Origin of the sequence: Amycolatopsis sp. NPDC051071 (assembly GCF_040682875.1) — a bacterium.
Lineage (GTDB): Bacteria > Actinomycetota > Actinomycetes > Mycobacteriales > Pseudonocardiaceae > Amycolatopsis.
Window position 1 is genome coordinate 42,180 of record NZ_JBFBBY010000041.1, and the last position, 15,239, is coordinate 57,418.

16 protein-coding genes, 1 tRNA gene and 1 pseudogene are annotated in these 15,239 nt (G+C 64.6%); 9 read left to right on the forward strand and 9 right to left on the reverse strand.

Going from position 1 to position 15,239, the window contains the following annotated elements; genetic code table 11:
• Nucleotides 1–11 precede the first annotated feature (11 nt).
• Nucleotides 12–179 (forward strand): annotated as a pseudogene (locus AB0M65_RS16140) (DNA-binding response regulator); the annotation flags it as partial.
• 360 nt (nucleotides 180–539) lie between these two features.
• On the opposite strand, the gene AB0M65_RS16145 reads toward AB0M65_RS16140, so the two are convergent.
• Together AB0M65_RS16145 and AB0M65_RS16150 are read right to left on the reverse strand one after the other, a co-directional pair.
• Nucleotides 540–1,073 carry a hypothetical protein gene (locus AB0M65_RS16145; RefSeq protein WP_364027725.1) on the reverse strand — a complete coding sequence of 178 codons (534 nt, stop codon included), beginning with the start codon at nucleotides 1,071–1,073 and terminating at the stop codon, nucleotides 540–542.
• Between the two features lie 236 nt (nucleotides 1,074–1,309).
• Nucleotides 1,310–1,636, reverse strand: coding sequence for an N-6 DNA methylase (locus AB0M65_RS16150; protein WP_364027728.1), 327 nt, complete (start codon nucleotides 1,634–1,636; stop codon nucleotides 1,310–1,312).
• A gap of 474 nt (nucleotides 1,637–2,110) precedes the next feature.
• Here AB0M65_RS16150 and AB0M65_RS16155 point away from each other — a divergent pair, with 474 nt between their 5' ends.
• On the forward strand, nucleotides 2,111–2,317 hold the full coding sequence (locus tag AB0M65_RS16155) for a hypothetical protein (protein WP_364027731.1): 207 nt from the start codon (nucleotides 2,111–2,113) through the stop codon (nucleotides 2,315–2,317).
• A complete protein-coding gene (locus AB0M65_RS16160; protein WP_364027734.1) occupies nucleotides 2,314–3,297 on the forward strand; it encodes a site-specific integrase in 984 nt (327 codons plus the stop codon). The genes AB0M65_RS16155 and AB0M65_RS16160 overlap by 4 nt, the downstream gene beginning before the upstream one ends.
• A gap of 420 nt (nucleotides 3,298–3,717) precedes the next feature.
• Here the strand turns inward: AB0M65_RS16160 and AB0M65_RS16165 are convergent.
• The 3 genes from AB0M65_RS16165 to AB0M65_RS16175 form a co-directional block, all read right to left on the reverse strand.
• A tRNA-Lys gene (locus AB0M65_RS16165) sits at nucleotides 3,718–3,782 on the reverse strand.
• A gap of 747 nt (nucleotides 3,783–4,529) precedes the next feature.
• Nucleotides 4,530–5,576 (reverse strand): hypothetical protein, encoded by a 1,047-nt coding sequence (locus tag AB0M65_RS16170; RefSeq protein ID WP_364027736.1) that lies wholly within the window; start codon nucleotides 5,574–5,576, stop codon nucleotides 4,530–4,532.
• Nucleotides 5,573–7,285 (reverse strand): hypothetical protein, encoded by a 1,713-nt coding sequence (locus tag AB0M65_RS16175; protein WP_364027739.1) that lies wholly within the window; start codon nucleotides 7,283–7,285, stop codon nucleotides 5,573–5,575. Before AB0M65_RS16175 ends, AB0M65_RS16170 begins: the two co-directional genes overlap by 4 nt.
• 352 nt (nucleotides 7,286–7,637) lie before the next feature.
• Between AB0M65_RS16175 and AB0M65_RS16180 the strand changes: the two genes are divergently transcribed.
• Together AB0M65_RS16180 and AB0M65_RS16185 are read left to right on the forward strand one after the other, a co-directional pair.
• Nucleotides 7,638–8,570: a Mu transposase C-terminal domain-containing protein gene (locus AB0M65_RS16180; RefSeq protein WP_364027742.1), complete on the forward strand. Its 933-nt coding sequence runs from the start codon at nucleotides 7,638–7,640 to the stop codon at nucleotides 8,568–8,570.
• Between the two features lie 359 nt (nucleotides 8,571–8,929).
• Complete coding sequence (locus tag AB0M65_RS16185) at nucleotides 8,930–9,184, forward strand: hypothetical protein (RefSeq protein WP_364027745.1); 255 nt, start codon at nucleotides 8,930–8,932, stop codon at nucleotides 9,182–9,184.
• Nucleotides 9,185–9,754: 570 nt separating this feature from the next.
• Here the strand turns inward: AB0M65_RS16185 and AB0M65_RS16190 are convergent.
• From AB0M65_RS16190 to AB0M65_RS16205, 4 genes are all read right to left on the reverse strand, one after another.
• Nucleotides 9,755–10,144, reverse strand: a complete 390-nt coding sequence (locus tag AB0M65_RS16190) for a hypothetical protein (protein ID WP_364027747.1) — start codon at nucleotides 10,142–10,144, stop codon at nucleotides 9,755–9,757.
• 199 nt (nucleotides 10,145–10,343) lie between these two features.
• Nucleotides 10,344–10,595 carry a hypothetical protein gene (locus AB0M65_RS16195; protein WP_364027750.1) on the reverse strand — a complete coding sequence of 84 codons (252 nt, stop codon included), beginning with the start codon at nucleotides 10,593–10,595 and terminating at the stop codon, nucleotides 10,344–10,346.
• Nucleotides 10,596–10,876: 281 nt separating this feature from the next.
• Nucleotides 10,877–11,002, reverse strand: a complete 126-nt coding sequence (locus tag AB0M65_RS16200; protein WP_364027753.1) for a hypothetical protein — start codon at nucleotides 11,000–11,002, stop codon at nucleotides 10,877–10,879.
• Nucleotides 11,003–11,286: 284 nt separating this feature from the next.
• Nucleotides 11,287–11,511, reverse strand: a complete 225-nt coding sequence (locus AB0M65_RS16205) for a hypothetical protein (RefSeq protein ID WP_364027756.1) — start codon at nucleotides 11,509–11,511, stop codon at nucleotides 11,287–11,289.
• 246 nt (nucleotides 11,512–11,757) lie between these two features.
• On the opposite strand from AB0M65_RS16205, the gene AB0M65_RS16210 reads away from it, so the two are divergent.
• From AB0M65_RS16210 to AB0M65_RS16225, 4 genes are all read left to right on the forward strand, one after another.
• A complete protein-coding gene (locus tag AB0M65_RS16210) occupies nucleotides 11,758–12,255 on the forward strand; it encodes a hypothetical protein (protein ID WP_364027759.1) in 498 nt (165 codons plus the stop codon).
• Between the two features lie 426 nt (nucleotides 12,256–12,681).
• Nucleotides 12,682–13,425, forward strand: a complete 744-nt coding sequence (locus AB0M65_RS16215; RefSeq protein ID WP_364027762.1) for a hypothetical protein — start codon at nucleotides 12,682–12,684, stop codon at nucleotides 13,423–13,425.
• Between the two features lie 53 nt (nucleotides 13,426–13,478).
• Nucleotides 13,479–14,558, forward strand: coding sequence for an XRE family transcriptional regulator (locus AB0M65_RS16220; protein ID WP_364027764.1), 1,080 nt, complete (start codon nucleotides 13,479–13,481; stop codon nucleotides 14,556–14,558).
• Nucleotides 14,559–14,754: 196 nt separating this feature from the next.
• Complete coding sequence (locus AB0M65_RS16225; RefSeq protein ID WP_364027767.1) at nucleotides 14,755–15,123, forward strand: hypothetical protein; 369 nt, start codon at nucleotides 14,755–14,757, stop codon at nucleotides 15,121–15,123.
• The last annotated feature ends 116 nt before the right edge of the window (nucleotides 15,124–15,239 follow it).

The following is a 15,239-nucleotide window of genomic DNA, read 5'->3' on the forward strand; positions in this document are numbered from 1 at the left end:
ACATCGCCACGCCAACACTCAAGGTGCTGGTGCTCTCGGTGAGCGGCGAGCACAAGGACGTCCTGGAGGCGGTGAAGGCCGGCGCGTCCGGCCACCTGGTCAAGTCGGCGTCTGCGGTGGAGCTGGTGGACGCCATGCACCGGACCGCGGCGGGCGACCCGGTGTTCACTGCGGGCCTCGGTAGTTGGAGTTTCGCCTTTGGGGAACATGGAGGCCCAGTTCTTGTCCACCTCCCACTGCTTCTTGCGGGAGACGGCCGCGACGTCCTTGGCCAAGTAACCGGTCATGGACTCGACCTCACCGTCGGGCCTGAACACCACGTTCTTGTCTTTTGTGGCGCTCCAGGAACTTCTGCAAGGCGACGATCAGCGCGGTGCCAGCGCGTCCGCTGGTCGGCCAAGTCGTGTGCGACCTTCGCGGCGAGGTTCGCGGCCGAGTGCATGGCATTGACGCCGCGGAACGTGTGCCCGTATTGGCGTTGGCGTTCCATCGGAATGAGCGGCACCCGTAGCCGTTCGACGTCGATCCGCTGGATCGAGCTACCCACGGCCGCCGTGGATGTTCTGGTCGACGGACAGGAAGCCGGCCAGGAAATCTGAATCTAACCGTTCCGGATCCGGACGCAGAAAGAACAGGTGCAGGCCGATGACGCTGCCCGCTTCGTGCTTGCTGGCAATGCGCGCCTTGACCAGACTAGCGTGATGCAGCATCTCCGGTAGCAGTACGTCGCCCACCTTGATCGGGACGAGCTTGTCGACAGGCTTGTCGTACAGGGAGCCGGACGGTGGTCCGCCGGTGCGGACGTCGTGGTGGGTCAGTACCGGTGGTGGTTCGCTGGCGTCGGACAATGCCGTCTCCCGGGTCGGCGTCGCGCGGTACAGGGCGAGCGCGCCACCGCGCAGGAGGTCTGCGACTGTGGCCGTTCGCCACGCCACTGGTTCCGAATCCGCCGTCTGCCACAGCTGCTCATCGCCGAGACTGACTAGAGCGTTTCCGGTGCGTCGCAACCGGCCCCGCAGGTCGTGGGCGAGTGCATCATGGCGGCTGGGGTCGATAACGGTCGCGACCCGCACACGGCGTCGCGGGATGAGGTCAACGGTGTCGTCGATAAGGTCTACGACCGATCGGGCGCGCACGAGGCCGGATTCCGGCTCAATACTTCGGGGTCCTTACGGCATGCGCGCCATGCCGTAAGGACCCGCTCCGACGACACGGCCTTCCAGCCGATCTCGTGACCGTGGTGCGGTTCGGTCGAGGCGTCGACGAGTAGGATCAGCTGTGGGTTGGCTTTCGGCGGCGAAGTCAGCACTCACAGCTGCAGGCTGACATGTAGCGGCGGTGCCGCGCCATGCGGCAACGCGATCACTGCCCGCAGCACGCCCGTGCGAACGAGTTCGGCGCAGATCCGGCGGCCGCCGGATCGTTCGGCCGCGCCAGACGACATTACGACCACGGCCGTATCGTCTGCATGCAAGTGCGCGAGGCAGTGCTGCACCCAAGCCAGTTCGGACTCCGAGCGCGGGCGGCAGGCCGTAGACCCGCTGCATGTCGTAGGCGAGTGCGTCGTGACCCCACTCGCGGATGCCGAATGGTGGGTTGCACACAACCGCGTCGACTCGTTCCTCAAGAAAGGCATCCGGGGCGCCGCAGGCCTCGTTCGGCGTGGCTTGTTGGAGGGACTCGAGCGGCCGTCCGACGTGTAGTGCCACCGAAAGCGGCCCCGGCAGGCGTAGCAAGACTCGCGGGAGATCCCATAACGCCTGCAGGCCGTAACCAGTCCTCACGTATCGCCGATATCCGTTAGGGCGTCGTTATGTCGGCGTTGTCGGACTCTCGACGTCCGCATCGCCATGTCTCTGGTCATCTAGCAACGGACGACGTGCTCCAGCATGTCGTCCAGTTCGGACGGGTTCACAGTCGGTCGTGTCCGAACTGATCGAAAGCGAGGTGCGGCATGTCGACAAAGGGCGTGTTCAAGCGGTGTGGGTGCCGGTGCGCAATGACGGGGAAGCAGTTGGGCGCACGTTGTGGCCGACTGGATGAGCCGAATCATGGGTCGTGGTGGTTCGCGGTCGAAGGTCCACAAGCCGCGGACGGGTCTCGTTCGCGGATGCGTCGCGGCGGCTACGCCTCGGAGGACGCCGCGAAGGCTGCCCGGGACCAGGTCGCGGCGACGGCCAAGGGGATGGGGCTGACGACCGGTCACTGGCTGGAGTGTTGGGTCCGCAACATCCGGCTACGTCCAAGTACGCGCCGGAACTACCGGCAGCATGTCGTCTCGTACCTGATCCGCAGCTGGGTGATCTGCCGTTGGTGACGCTGAGGGTGGGCGACGTACAGAAGGCATTCGCCGCGATCGCGGCTGGGGACGGTTCCCGGTACGGACGGCTGGCGCCGTCAACGGTGGCGCGGGTCCGGGCGACGTTGAGTTCTGCGCTGACCGCCGCGGTGGGGCAGGGGCTTCTGACGCACAACCCTGCACGAGGTCGGGAGATCGAGCTCCCGGAAGTGGTGAGGCCGCGGCCTTACGTCTGGACTGATGCGCGGGTGGCGCGCTGGCGGGCGACGGGATGGCGCCCGGGACCGGTATGCGTGTGGACGCGAGAGCAGACGATCGAGTTCCTCAAGGCCATCGCCGGCCACAAGCGCTACCTGTACTACCACCTCGTGGCCGTGACCGGCTTGCGTCGCAGCGAGGCCGCCGCATTGCGTGAGGTCGATGTGGATCTGCGCCACAGCGAGTTGTTCGTGATCACCAGGCCGGATCCCGGCGAGCAGGTGGACGGTGACGGAAAGCTGAAAAGCCAGCACAGCACCCGGACCATCGCGCTTGACCATGTCACCGCCAGCTTGGTGCGGCGCTACCTCATCGCTCGCGCTGGGCTCCCCGCAGGATCAGGCGGAGAAGGCTACCTGTTCACCACCCCAGCGGGGATGCCATGCCGACTCGACCTGTTCACCCACGAGTTCGAAGACCTACTGGCCGAGCGCACGAAACTGCCGCCGATCCGGTTGCACGACCTCCGTCACGGCGCGGCCTCGTTGTCTCTGGCAGCGGGTAACGATCTCAAGCATGTCCAGGAGATGCTTGGACATGCTTCGGTGTCGTTCACTGCCGACTACTACGTATCGCTCTACCCGAGCACCCGCCACGAAGCGGCGGAGAGGATCGGCGCGTCCCTGTTCGCGGCGCCGGCTGGTCGCATGCACTGGGCCCGGCTCCCGCTCCGTTGCCGACGAGTGGCGGGCAGTGCCGCCCGATGCCCACGCGGGCCAGCCGCTGCCGCGAAGATCTGAACCCGCGGACTCCAAATCCGCGGGTTCGTCCCTTCGCTGATGATCAAGTACCGTCCGTGAGCTGGCAAAACAGGGGCGTGTGGGGGCTGCGGCGCGACGATGCAGGTCTCCGATTGGGCTCCATTGCTCACGCTGTGCTCAACTAGGCCCGTTCCGGCAGCGTCCGGACACACTCGCGGACACACCGCGTTCGGCGAAGAAAGATGCGGGAGTGGACGGTGAGCGGGCACGACCGTCCGCCGCTGACCAGCGCTTTTCCTGTAGCATCCGGCCAGGCCTGGCGACTGTTGACCTAAGCTAGGAGCCGGACCTGGCACGCAAACTGGCGACCTCGGACACACAATGGGCCACACGGATTTCTCGAACCTGCACGAAGATCATCAAAACCACCGTTTGTGCAGGTCAAACGGGGTTTTGGAGTGGGCCGCCTGGGGCTCGAACCCAGAACCTACGGATTAAAAGTCCACAAGTCAGCCATGTCACCTACTGGCGTTCAGTATCAAATACTGCCAGTTCGTGCAGGTCAACGCCAGTCTTTGCCGGGGACGAGTGCCATCGTGTGCCGCCCCGTGTCGGGCTCTACGTCGGCAACGGAGCCCAATCGGAGACGACGTGGGCCCAACGACGGGCTTGGCGATTCCGGTCTCGGAAGCGAGCGGTCGGGTCCAGCCCGTTCCGATGTACTCAGGAGCAGCAGCCTTACGGTTAAGCGTCTTGGCGCCCTGGACGGTGTTGACTCGGACATCCCCTCTATAGAGATGTTGCGCTCATGTGTCCGCGATGGCCGCTGACTCGAGCCACTCACGCCGCTGCGCGGCGCTCGTCCGCCTTTCTTCGCGCGCCGTTCGTAACCGGCCGCGTGGGCCTCTTCAGGCTCCTGCCTGGCGGAGGCCAGCGCCTTCTCGGCGTGCGCTACCGGTACGGACCGGGAGCAAGTCCTCGATCAACGCCCACTGCACCATCGGAAGGCAACTGAAACCGCGACACGACCACCGGGATCCCAGCCACCAACCAGAGCCCTTTGTCAGCCACGCCCTAGGGTCGAGGGGATGTCAAGATTGTGATCATGATCGAGGAGGAGTGGGCGCAGGTGAAGCCCAGGTCTGCCGACTGTAACTGACAAACGATTCCGGTTCCGCCGAGGGACGGGGTCGACGGCTCTGTTACGTCCTAGCCATTCAGGGCGGATCGGCGGTAGCTCCCGGTGCGTAGTTATTCTGTTTCCACAGTCGTTATCCTCGATGGTTGCCGGTGCCCGCGGGGGCCGCCGGTACTGCCTGTTCGGGTAGATCATCAAGGAAGATGGGGTCTTCGGTGCTCGTCGTCCATTTCGCCACCGAGACTCCGTTCGAGTCCAACAATTCGAAGGTGTCCTCCCGTGCCCAGGATTCGATGTGATAGCCGTGTGGGCTCGCCTTCACCTGTCGCTCGAAGGTCTCGCTTTTGCGATCCGTCCTGCTGATGTTGGTGAGGGCCTTCATCATGATGGAGTTCGTGATACTCTTACTGAACTTCGGCCCGACGCCTTTGAACTTGACGTCCGCCTCGATCGTGAGAGTGTCTTCCTTCTTGTTGGTATTCTCACGTTCTTCGGTGTGGGTGAGTCCGGTTTCTTTCGTCACTTTCACCGTAATCTGCGTGTTGGCAGGAATGGACTCACTTTTGAGAAACCGCCAGCTCGCCCACCGTCGCAGGATGTAGTAGGGGCTGCGCCGCGCTTGATCCTCGATCGCAAGCTGGGATTTCTCGGCGCGCACCGTCCACGGGAGTACGGTCTCGCCGACCAGTTGTGGCGGGGTGGATCGCCCCACCGAAACGGCTCCTTTTTTAACCTTTGGGAATTCGAGGTACTTCATCGTGGGTGGTTGGTGGTAGCTCCGGATGACTTGTGGATATTTTGTCGCCGGGGAGAGGCGCCACAGACTGTCGTCGTCATCAGGGTTTTCCCGGAGGTACACGGGGCCCGTTTGCGAGGCGCGATAGATGTAGTCGCTATTGGACCCCGCCACCCGCAGGTGAAACAGTTCGGCTTTGGTTTGGGACCGTTCGAACCAGAACTCACCCTTGCGCTCCTCCCAAAGTTCCGACAGGGGCTTTCTGCAAATAATCCCCTCCGGGTGACTCCAGTCCAGGAAGTGTGGGCTGTCCGTTTTCGCAATCAGCCACCGGTTTTTGTCGACGCAGTGCAGCGCGACCGGTTTACTACTGCCCGACAGGAAATACTTTTTGTCAGGGCTGCTGAGGTAGTACAACTGGCCCACCTCGATCTCGCCGGTCATGGTCGTCCTTTCGTCGGGCTGGGGGTGCGGTAGTCGAAGGTGGCGGAGAGCACCAGGTCCTGATCTAGGCTCACGGAGCGATAGTGGAACTGTGAGGGGGCGGGAAGAACCACTTGAGAGGACATGCCTGCCAGCACGTGTGGCAACGACTGCGACATGACGTCAAAAACCGCCTGCTGCACGTATTGATACTGCTTGTCGAGTTCTTCTATCTGATCCAGGTAGTTCTTTTGCCGCATGAGCCACTTGTAGATGTCAAGCCAGCTGCGGTCACTATTCTCCTCGATCTTTCCTTTTTCGGTGGTGACAGTGGAAGTTATACCACCAGTATCGGATACAGTGAACCGTATCCGCACAGTGAAGGGTAGCTTTCGGCTTTTCCACGCCCAGCCCAGTTCCGACTTGGCGTGAATTTTGTAATAATAGTATCCACTGCATTCGAAACCGGGGCCACTGTACTCGCCTACCCGGACGTCGGGCTTGAGCTCTGCCGACAGGCTTGTTTTCTGGGTGTTGACCGCGACAATGTCCCAGATCCCAGCTTCCGCTTCTTTGCGAGAGTCGGTACGCGCCTGGGAAGTCCTCATTGTCCAGGTGGCTTTTTTCGCCTCTTTCCACTTTTCGTTGATCTCCGTTTTCCAGGAATCGCCCTGAGTGTTCTTCGGGACGACGGCTTCCCTGAACGCGGGGAGGATCTCGCTTTCAATCCATGCCTTCTTCAGTGTGTCGAATGCGACATATCCCGTGCCGGCCCCGCCGGAGGCGACAAGGTTTCTGGTGAAGTTTCCGGCGTCGACGGGCACTTTCTGGCCGCCAGTCATCAGCAGGAAGTTCAAAGTATTCCGGTCGTGTCGCACGTCGAGTCCGCCACCAGAGGTCCTGTACCTGGTAAGAGAGAAGTCCGCGTTCGTGGGCTGCAGCTTCGAGGGGTCATTGTGAGGCGCTTGCGCAATGTAACCGAGCACGTAGGGATTGCGCCCGGGGGTTCGTGACGCCGCGAAGTACTTCACCAGGCCCTTGCCGATCAACGCGGCGAGCCCTGGGTCGAGCGTGCCCAAGTCGGATGCATCCGGGTCGAACGACGTCAGGTTGGCGTTTTGCAGGTCGAGGAAGATCTGTTGGATCGAGAAGTCGCTCGACGTAAATTTTTCGAGGATCTTGCTGACAGACTCCGGCAGGTCTTTGCCGAGTTCTTCCACCTTCGCCTTCTTGTCCGACAGGTTGAGCACGGTCCTGAGTACCAGGCACCACCCGTCCGCAGACACGTCCTTCGATACCAGCGTTCGCCCACGGCGTTCGAGATACTTGGCGGTACCGGTAACAATCGGGACCTTCAGACGAGCGGTTTTGGGCCCCATGGGATTCGTGAGCTCCACCGTAGGAATACCGATACCCCCCGTGAGGCAGATATCGTCTTTGTCCAGGTCTCCAACGGTAATCTTGCGTTCGATTACTCCATTGTTCACGAGCAGTTTCAGTTGATCGTTGATGGTTTGCTCAGTGACTGCCCACACCATGTGCAGGCCGCTCATCCATCCCGCGGGCACGAGACCCACCCCTTTCAAAGCCTCCGGAATCGAACGTTTCTCGCAGGTACCCATCATGCCCCGGCTTGGAGCGTGGCTGCCCGAAAAGCACTCGACCGGTGCGCGACTCACGCGGGTGGGGTAACGGGTGGGGTAATATGTGAAAGGTTTTTTGACGGGCATCTTCTGCAGCTGACAGTGCTATCTTTCGCAGCCTTGAATGGGCGGGGCACCCTGCGTGCATAGCCGGTAGCCACGCTTACATGACCAGGTTATCCGCTCGAACACCCGGGGCATTTGGCATGGCGCAAGTCCCTATCGGGTGCGCGGCGCGGCCGGCGGCGGTCAAGCCAGGTAGTGCCAGACTGGCGTCTCGTTTTCTGTCTGTGATCACGCGCGCCCTCAGGGTGTAAAGCACCATCGTGTACTAGCGATCCGGTCTGGCGCCGCGAAGTCTGCCCGCAGTGAAATTGTTTCACTCGGCAGAACTGCCGGCTTTCCGAGCCGGGAGGGCATTCTCGCGGCGTTACGGCCGATGATCACGCGCGACGAGCCCTACGGACCGGTCGGCGGGTTGCCCGCGCAGGTCCGGATCGATCGTGGCAAGGACTTCTTGTCGAACGCGGTGGCCGACGCGCTGGGCGTGGAGACGCTGAACGGCGTGGTCGAAAGGATGTTGCTCGCGCAGTTGCCCCGCTACACCCACGCTCGAACCCTCGCCTCCGGGGCGGTGGCCGATCCGGACGCACCGGCGTTGACGTTCGAGTTGTTCACCGGCGAGGTGCTGGGCTGGGTCGGCTGGCGGAACACCGGGCACGAGATAACGTCCTGGACGGGCAGACTCCGGCCGCGTCGTGGCTGGCCGACCCGAGCCCGAGCGAAGACGTCAACGCGGCGTAGTTGTGGATGTCACCTTCGAGGACGGCCGCACCAACCGAAAAACCACCAAAAGGGTGTCGAACATGGCCACGGCCGCCGCTACGTCGCGGACTGGATACTGGGCAAGGCCGGGACGCCAGTGCGAGTGCGGTACATGCCGCACCACGACCACGAGATCGAGTTGTTCGACGCTGCCACCGGCGAGCACCTGGGCACACCACGACCCAGGCCGACCAGGCCAGCAGGGAGCAGACCACCGCGGTGCGCCGCGCTCGCGCGCGCCAGGCCCGGCAACTGCGCGCGGATCTGGCGGCGGCCGAGAACTTCCGCCGGATCCGGTACGCCGCGTCCACCACCGCAGCACCGGCGAAACACCCTGAACGCAATCACCGCCGCCGAGGCTGGGGCGGAGTTGGCCGAGCACGACCTGGAGGACCTGGCCCGGCTGGCTCGCCCGGATCTCCTGCCGCCCTCACCTCCGCCGGCGAGCTGGCTACTGCCGATCGACCTGGACCGGATCACCGAGAACAGCGCGGGTAGGAGCCGGTGTGACCGGAGCGCGCGAGCCCGGCCTGGAGATTGCCGGTGACCGCGCCGACCGCTACCTCGGCCTGCCCGGTGCGCACATCGCGGCCATTGACGTCTGGTCGCTGCCGTCCCATCTACCGCGGCCGGCGGCAGGACCGCACGCATCACGGCGCCGGCTACCGCCGCTGCTGTGCTCACGCCGACGGCCACTAGTAGTCGTCGCGGCCGGCGGGCGGACCACAGCCCGGGCCACCGTCTTCCATCCAGGTGCGCATACCCGGTCGGGTGGACCTGATCGGCCAGGGGCATGAGTCCCGTTATTGCGGTGAACTCGGATGGGACGCCCCTCGCCCGGGGACCGCGAACTGCGGCCAGCCCGGTCGGGAGCTATCCCTGACCACTACACAGAAGGGCACCACGATGCGACGCAGTATCACGGCCTTCGCCGCGACAGCCATCACCTTCGCCACCCTGCTCGGCACCGCCGCCACCGCCACCGCCGACATCACACCCACCGCCAGGATCGGGTGGGTCACCGCCAAGGAATGCGTCGCCGGTGGCGGCAAAATAGAGTTGCCGAGTAGTCCGTTTTCTTGGTATCGGTGCGCGGGCGGAAGGTACGACGGGGAATACATCAAGGGGGCTCCGGGCCCCTGGGACCGTCGTGACCGGTGACGTGCATGCACGCGCTTCCCGTGTTGCTACTCAAGCCCGGTGTGGCACGGCGCGCTGTGCCACACCGGGCTTGAGCAGCAGTCGTAGTGCCCATGAGCGAGGGCTGGCGTCCTGGCGATCGGATCAAGCTCCAGAGCAGGCGGGGCCCGGTGTGCGTGACCGCGTCCCCCTTCGAGTGGTGCCGTCCCGATAGCGCGTGCTGACACCGCCCACGCCGGGCAACTCGATCCGCTCGGCCTGTCGGCGCTGTCGTGCGATCCACGCGAAGACCGATGCTCGCTCGCACTGGACGTTGCCAGCCAGCGCTGGATCTTCCGACGTGCGGCTCGACACCCCGGACCTGAGGGCAGCCGCCGATCTGAAGTGCGACCGGGACACCGCCACGTGCACGGCACGGCTCGACGGTCACTGGACCGCCGTGTGACTGGACCGCCGTGTGGGATGTGGAGGCCTGAGCCGCTGTTCCCGTCGACGGTCATGGCATCGACCGGTGCGACCTAGGCTCAATCGCCGCAGATACCACAGCGGGCCGCGTCAGGACCGCTGGATGCAGTGCATCGCTATTCAGGTTCAGTCATTGAAATCCAACCCTTGAACAACTAACTTTCCTTCTTTTACCGCGTCCCGGATCGCGTCCCCTAAGGGATCAGTGCTGCCGGAACCCTCCCCGAACGTCGGCGAAACATCCTCCTCGGAGGGCGGCTGATAATTTTTCACGTACAACGCATACTTGTACTCATCATCTTGCGGACCCCGTTCCCATCGACCTTCGCAACGGTAACCGGACCACCGCGCCCCAGCGGGATCACCCTTGCTTGCGCCTGTCCCCTGACAGTCGCTCTGGGAGTCGTACGAACCCAGATATGTCTCGTTCCAATCCGCGGCCGTAGCGGTTCCGCTCACGCCCGCCATTGTCAACAACACGCCGGCCGTCACAGCCGCAATATAACGAGTCTTCATGTTCTTCACCTTTCCAGTATTGGCCAACCGGGTTCCTGACGTCCCCTGCCGACCGAAAGTGCTTATCATCTCTCAGTTACCCACTATTCTGGCGACGATTCGCTCAAATGGCAGTCTCACGCGCGTACTACCCGAAAGTGGTGGACGGAAAGCGAATCCTTCGGCGAGGGGGAAGGAGCCGAAGACCGACCGGAGGGGGTCACATGCGGGGCCGGTCTCCGGGCAGAAGTTCGGAGAGCGTTCGCGCGTGCTGCCAGGTGACCTCGCGCAGCAATTCGCGGAGGCGTCCGATCTCTTCGCCGGTCGGCTCGCTCTGTTGCTGGGAACGAACGAACCCAGGGTCGCGCCAGGCGTCCTGTGAGCCCGAAGGCGGCCGCGCGAGCAGCAGGACAGCCTGCTCAACGACATCCGGGTAAGTAGCCGCGACGTAGGCGTCTTCCGTGACGTGCACGGAATCCGGCGAGGTGGCATCGGCGCGCTGAGGGTCGACAGTCGCAGGTGGACCTCGGCTGAAACCGGGCGGGTGTGGACCTGCTCGTCGAGGACCTTCGGGGCCTCCGAGATCGCCCGGGTGTTCAGGACCGGCCCGACGCGGCGCCAGAGAGCTTGGTGGCGTCAGGCTGCGGCGAGGACCGCGGGGCGCCGGTGAGGTCGAGCTGTCGCCCGTTGACCCAGCGGGCGAGGCCGGATCCAGCGGCAGTGGAAGCAGACCCGCAGTGCCAGCAGCGGCCACTACTTGACCTGCGCGCCGTGCGGGCGGCTGCCGGCGAAGCAGAACCGGCAGGCGAGCCAAGGGCTGCGGGCGACGTCGTCGGGGGCCGGGCTGGTCTTCGGGTCGTCGCTCACCCGACTGGCCACGTTCGCCACCTTCCCTGAGCCGCCAACACGCGCCGCGCGCCATGTTTCCTAAGCCGTCGCCACCTTCAGTGAGCCGGGGCAGTCAGTGATGCGGTAGTTCACCGCGCCGCCGACGTGTTGCGGGATAACCGGCGTTCTCACGGGCGTCGACGGCCACGCCTGCAGGGACCGGACACCGCCACTAGTGGGACTGTCCGGCCGCTGCACCCCGCCCGGCCGTCCGAAGGCCGCGATGATCGTGTGGTGGTGGCCGGCCACCACCGGGCTCACCGACGCAGACCTGATCAAGGCCCGTCGTCGCCCGTGCGAGCGGCGATCACCCGCCATCCTGCGTCGGGCACGTTGGTGAACAACAGGCGGCACGGCGGCACGTCGCACCACCGTGCCGGTCCGTCGTGATGGTCGTCGTGATGTCGCTGCTGGGCGGTGATCAGCTTCTCCAGCTCGCCCTGCAGTCTGTTCCGCTCGGACAGCACGCGATGCCACTGCTGTTCGAAGTCCTCGCCCATGGTCAGCTCCCGCCACCCCGGCGCCGTCGTCAGCGGCGGCCACTCTTCGCGACCCAGGGTTACCTGGGCTCGATGGCGCCCTCTGGCGCCACATACCCATGTTGACCTGCTGGTTGGAGTGCCATTCAGAAAAAGTCGGACGCTGGCGAGAGGGTACGAACATGTTGACCAAGTGAGTCATCAGGGGAAATAAGCAGTCAAAAAGTGGATTAGCTAGACTTACTCTGCCAACGGGAGGGATCGACCATGCCGCCACGCCTGTCAAAGCCCATGAACGTCCCGGAGAATCATGGGCCGCTGATCGACCAGTTGTGGAGCTTCTACGTCGCCGCGGATGGTCCCCCGATCCGCCGGATCGCCGAGGCCATCGAGGAACTGGACGACGAGCAGCGGAAAGGGTCGGCCAACCACGAGACGGTCCGCCGCACTCTGGGCGCGCTCACGCTGCCCCAGTGGCAGACCGTCGAGGTGCTCTTCCTGGCGCTGTGTCACATCGCCAACGTCGACCCGGACGACGAAGCCGAAAGCTACGGATACGACGATCCGGGGACGCACCGGCAAGAACTGCACGACGCCTACCGCCTGGCTCGGTTCGGCCACCGGCACGGACTGCCCCGGACCCGAACCGAGAAGGCCAAGCAGGAAAACGAAGCCGTCGAGCGCCGCCAAGGCACGCCGACAGGCGACCCGTGGGCGGCGGCTCCTCCTCGCGCCGGGGGATTCGCCGACGAGCCGCCGTTCTAGCCGCCCCTGCACGAGAAGCGCGGGGCACGCTGGGTGAGAGATCTGCTGCGGTGGCATCCTTCAGCGAATGGATCAGACGGGTGTCCTGGGCTACGCCAGGAAGCTCGCCGAGAGGCTTCGTGAGCGCATGCGCTGGCACGACTTGGGTGAAGGCGCCGGCTACGGCGAGCAAGCAGACAACGACCGTGTCCCGACCCACCACGAACCCCTCACAGAACACGCATCACGGTCTCGCCAATGAGCTTCGCGGGACCGACCGACCCAGCGGGCGGCAGGACTGCACAGGGTGATCGCCCGACGCACACCGCTGACACCGCCCCCTTCATCCGATCGAGCGTTCCACTTGATTATTGGACGATGATTCGCGCTTTCGCTATTCGGCGTGTCGCCGATCGCTAGCGAGTAGCTGTCTGCTTAACTCGGCGCATGGAGTCTTGGGATCCCGCCGGGGTGGCGCACCTGGAGTCGATTCTGGTCAGGCTGAGCGAGATCGGCTTGACCGATTTCCTGCGCGGCAAGGTCAGGGCAGTGTGGACCGCCAACCGGGATAGGCATGAGCCCGAAGAGCTGGGCGATGACTCGTGGACCTTGGCGTCGCAGTCCAGCAGGAACCTCGCCAATCTGGTGCACGCCGACGTCGAGGGCGACTCGCAGTGGCGCTCGGTCGGCGTCTCGGCGACGAAGGAGCACAACGCCGCCGTTCTTCACGTTCTCGGTGCCGAACTCCGCCTGGTCAAGGTGCCCGCCCAGGCGGGTCGTCGTCCTGGTTTCGCCAGCGACTTCGAGTGGCGAGAAGGTGCCAGGCTGGACGCGGCCGAGCGGAACAACGCGGTATGCGGCGCGCTGGCACCGATGCTTGGGATGGCCTCGTTGTTCGAAGTCGAGCGGCCTCAGGGTGAGCACCCGGTACGAGCTTGCCGTGATGTGTTCGTGGTGTGGGCCGGTGATCCGGCTTCGGGGCTGACTTCCGGCTGGCTAGGGTTGCCGACGACAGGTCCGGACCGGTGGCTCGCGGTCGTCCTGGCCTGGCGGGACGAGCCGCAGCCGACGTCGGTGAACACGGACAAGACCACGCCGCAGCCTGGTGACGTGCCCTCGTTCGGGAACGGGACGGCTCCAAAGCCCGCCGTCACGCTCAAGCCTCAGGTCGGGAAAGGTACTCAGACGTGAGTCCTGAGTCAGAGCCTGTCCTGCGCGCACGACGCCGGCGATCCAGTGGGACCGTGGTGGATTTCGACGGAAGGCGCCTGTCACTGGCCAGACGCCTCCGTCGGCTCCAGCGAACGACACTCGCCGCCAAGACATCGGTGACCGCTGCCGCGGTCACACAGTTCGAGAGGGGCACCACCCGCCCGACAAACGTCGTGGTCGCCGAACTCGCGCTGGCCCTGGGGGTTCCCGCGGACTTCTTCCGCCAAGGGCGCCCCATCGAGCCGGTCCCAGCCAGCGGAGCCCATTTCCGGTCCCTGCGCGCCACTCCTGCCATCGCCCGCGAGCAGGCGTTGGCGTTCGCCGAGATCGCGTTGGCCGTGGTGGACGTACTCGAGCAGTACGTCGACCTGCCTGCCGTGACCGACATCGTCGAACCCATCGACGGCGAACCGACACCGGATCAGCTCATCACGACAGCAGCGAACACACGGAAGCGCCTCGGCGTCGAACCCGGGCCCGTTCCCCACGTCGTGCGGCTCCTGGAAGCCCACGGCATCGTCGCCCTCCGCCTACCACCTGATGTCGACCCACGCGTCGATGCCTTCTCCACCGAAGCGGGCCACCGCCCTCTCGTGCTGCTCTCCCCCGCCAAGGACGACCGCGCCCGCAGCCGGTTCGACGCCGCACACGAACTCGGCCACCTCGTCATGCACCAAGACGTCGAGCCCGGCTCCAAGATCATCGAAACGCAGGCGCACCAGTTCGCCTCCGAGTTCCTCGCCCCCACACCGGAACTCGAACCCGACCTTCCCCGGAAGGTCGACTGGGACGCGCTGCTGCAGGCCAAGACCAAGTGGGGTCTCAGCCTGGCCGCGCTGGTGTACCGCGCCCACGCCATCGGCCTCTGGACCGAACACGCCTACCGCCGCGCGAACCAGCACCTGGCGGCCCAGGGCTACCCCGAGCAAGGACCACTCGGCCCTCCCGAATCGCCCTACCTCCTCGGCGCCGCGACCAAGCTCTTATCCGAAGCCGGCACCACCCTCGATCACCTCGCCACCGCGAGCCGCCTCACGCTCGACCAGATCACCGAGATCGTGGCCGCGGGCAGCGAGACAAAACCCCGCCTCCGCCTCACAGTCACGCCATAACCCCTAACAGGCTCACCTTGCCCAGCTACCTCAAACGACAGTTCCACGCACTCAGCCGCCTGCCGTCACGGTGTTGAAGGCCACCGCTCACGGCTGACCTGAACGCCGCCGGCGGCAGATCAGCTTGCTGCACTGCGAGAACCAGACATCCCACGCGAGAACCAGTGTTCCGCGCTGACGAAAAAGGTCGGCAGACATGAAATTCAGGCGAAGGAACTCCGAGGCGCTCGCCGACTTGATCTGCGGAAATCCCGGCGCGCCCGACCATGAATGTGACCCAAGGGCCGAGCCCAAGTACTTCCCGTATCGGTCGAGCAGCTACATCACCGAGTTCTTCCACGACCTCGGCACCGACTGGACACACGACGGATCGACCCGGCACCGCTGGGTCGCGGACGTCCTCGATTCCATGTTGAGCGAGCCACACGACGGCCCCACGTACCCGCCCGAGGTCTTCTGCCGGCTTATCGACTACCTCATGAGCCCCAGCGACGCCACCAACGAAGGCCCCCAAAGGCCGAACGCACTACGGCAGCTCAACAACGTACTAGTACTCCAGCCGTAGTTTGTGATGTTTATGGCTCGCGGGACTGTCCCAGTAACGGTGTTTCTGGCCCGACGCGCCGGGCGTGAGCTCGGCGGGAAGGGCACGGTGTGTGATGACACTGGACGTCATGAGTC